At 51.7% G+C, this 1,918-nt stretch carries 2 protein-coding genes; both read left to right on the top strand.

The annotated features are described in order from the left end of the window. Window positions 1-927: 927 nt before the first annotated feature. Window positions 928-1,437 carry a hypothetical protein gene (locus AB5405_RS09790; protein WP_238057836.1) on the top strand — a complete coding sequence of 170 codons (510 nt, stop codon included), beginning with the start codon at window positions 928-930 and terminating at the stop codon, window positions 1,435-1,437. Window positions 1,438-1,451: 14 nt separating this feature from the next. Beyond that, on the top strand, window positions 1,452-1,817 hold the full coding sequence (locus AB5405_RS09785) for a hypothetical protein (RefSeq protein WP_368138356.1): 366 nt from the start codon (window positions 1,452-1,454) through the stop codon (window positions 1,815-1,817). Window positions 1,818-1,918 lie beyond the last annotated feature (101 nt).

Raw genomic sequence — 1,918 nt, 5'->3', positions numbered from 1 at the left:
CGCCATCGTTGACATACATCCCGTCTATGCCAAAACCGTTTTCAGCGCCATCAATAAACGACTGCTCGGACCTATACTTCGCAAATGATGCACATAGCACCATTGCAAGACAAAGTGCAAAGCCAACAATAACGATCTTTACGTAGCTCTTGGCTGTCATGCCATCCCTCTTTTCGCTTGCCTAAAGAAATGCGGAAGAAGCTGTTCGTCGCGGCTTGTTTGTATGCCTTTCTGCCCCGGTTCGGTTGCTTAGGTTACTTGAGAGATCCTATATATGATGATTACCCATATGCGTAATATGAATTTCGAACATGTCGAAATCAATCAATGGTTGCGGGAGTTTCCGACCTCAGCGAAATGCCGCCCTATACCCACAGAATCAGACGGGTTTGACATGTGCTAATGGACGCTAATGGCACTTGGTCGGCAACGGTCTTAGCCCATCGGCCCCAACAGTGTCTCCTTCTGTCGCGCCGCGGGCCAGGAGCACGGCGGTGGCGCCGTGCCGCGGCAGCTGGACGACCGCGTCGTCGACCGTGGCGATTACACTCGCGACGGCACGCCTCGCTAGTTTGCCTCGCCCTATTGGCCCCAGCGCGTTGCAGTTCAATCAGCTGTTACAATTACCCACCCACAAAAAGCCCATCTAGCAGGTGCTTTGCTGTTATAGAGTCCTGGAAAGAAAGGGCCGAACCGAAGTGTCTGGCCGAACGCCAATTGTCTGGGAACTGCTTCGGATTCGACCCTCTTTTACTTTTGCCCACTCGGTGGACTTCGGGCTTAATGCTTAGGGGCGGGGATTTACCAAAGTGAAATTTCAATGGAAAGAAACCCAGCTGCAACAATTGCCCTGGTGAGGGCCCGAATTGGCCATATAGATCTAAAATAGTCACGATATACAAATGTCGAGAGACGTTGGGGATATAGATGAAAAGAACTAAGGGTTTTCTTTTGTTGGTAATGATGCTGCTCGGACTGTTCTGCCTGGGTGGCCCTTCTTGGGCCGAGGCTGCCTGTCCTGAAGGTGAGCCTCAGCAGTCTTATACGGGCAGCCTGCTGATAACTGCTAAGGAGGGCGATGCCGACTCTCAGTCTGGGGTAAATCCCCTTGCCACTTTTGAGGGGGACGGCGGAACGGTCAAGCTTGACCATATTGGTAGCGGGATTTTGAGGTGGCAAGTTCTTCCGGACAAAATTGCGAACGATCCCTTCTCTTTTGCTGGAACGATATATCTATACAAGGTTGTGAGCGGAAAACAAAAATACGTCGATTGCTATCCGACAAACGGGTCTGGAATTGCATTCACCGGCATTTCGGGGCAGATTGATACACATGTACGAAAGGGAACCTATGTGGTGCGTTGGGTTGGAGCTGCTGCAGGCCCGATATGGCTTGCGGTCTTGCGCCCCGATGTCCAAATAGGTTTCTCTCTCTAGACGGGAAGTTGCTCATGGACGCCATATATGACGGAGATGACTGGGTCGATCATTATACTTGGCGCCTGGTCGGCTCGGATGACAATGGAGATGTGGTGTTTGATGGACTATGTCCAAAGCATCTCCATCCTTTTGTCTCGTCGCTAATTGAGAGTTCCGCTCGTGTTGCCCCCTACAGCTCGGCGTCGCTTCATGATACGGACGTTTTGAAGACCATAAGGGAATCAATTGACGATGGCACGATGAGCGGCCCGCTGTTTTCTCGGCTTGTGGGGCTAGATGAGATTGGCTCGAAACGACTGCTTGCGGGCGAAAAAGTGGAACTCACTTATCGGTCGATGATTTCAATCCTGCGGCTATCCGATGTTCTTCGCAAATAAATGAGGCTTCCATGGCCATGCAGCGGTCTAGTACTCCTTTACGGGATGCTCCTCGCCGAATCCACCGTCGATGCCGAAGCGGCACAGTCTGTCGATTGCTC

This window comes from Collinsella aerofaciens (genome assembly GCF_040920445.1).
Taxonomy (GTDB): domain Bacteria; phylum Actinomycetota; class Coriobacteriia; order Coriobacteriales; family Coriobacteriaceae; genus Collinsella; species Collinsella aerofaciens_BH.
Note: the sequence above shows the minus strand (reverse complement) of the source record. Positions and strands in the feature narration are given on the sequence as shown.

Coding starts and splice junctions, on each gene's coding strand:
- AB5405_RS09790 (WP_238057836.1), top strand. CDS start 928: ATGAAAAGAACTAAGGGTTTTCTTTTGTTGGTAATGATGCTGCTCGGA.
- AB5405_RS09785 (WP_368138356.1), top strand. CDS start 1,452: ATGGACGCCATATATGACGGAGATGACTGGGTCGATCATTATACTTGG.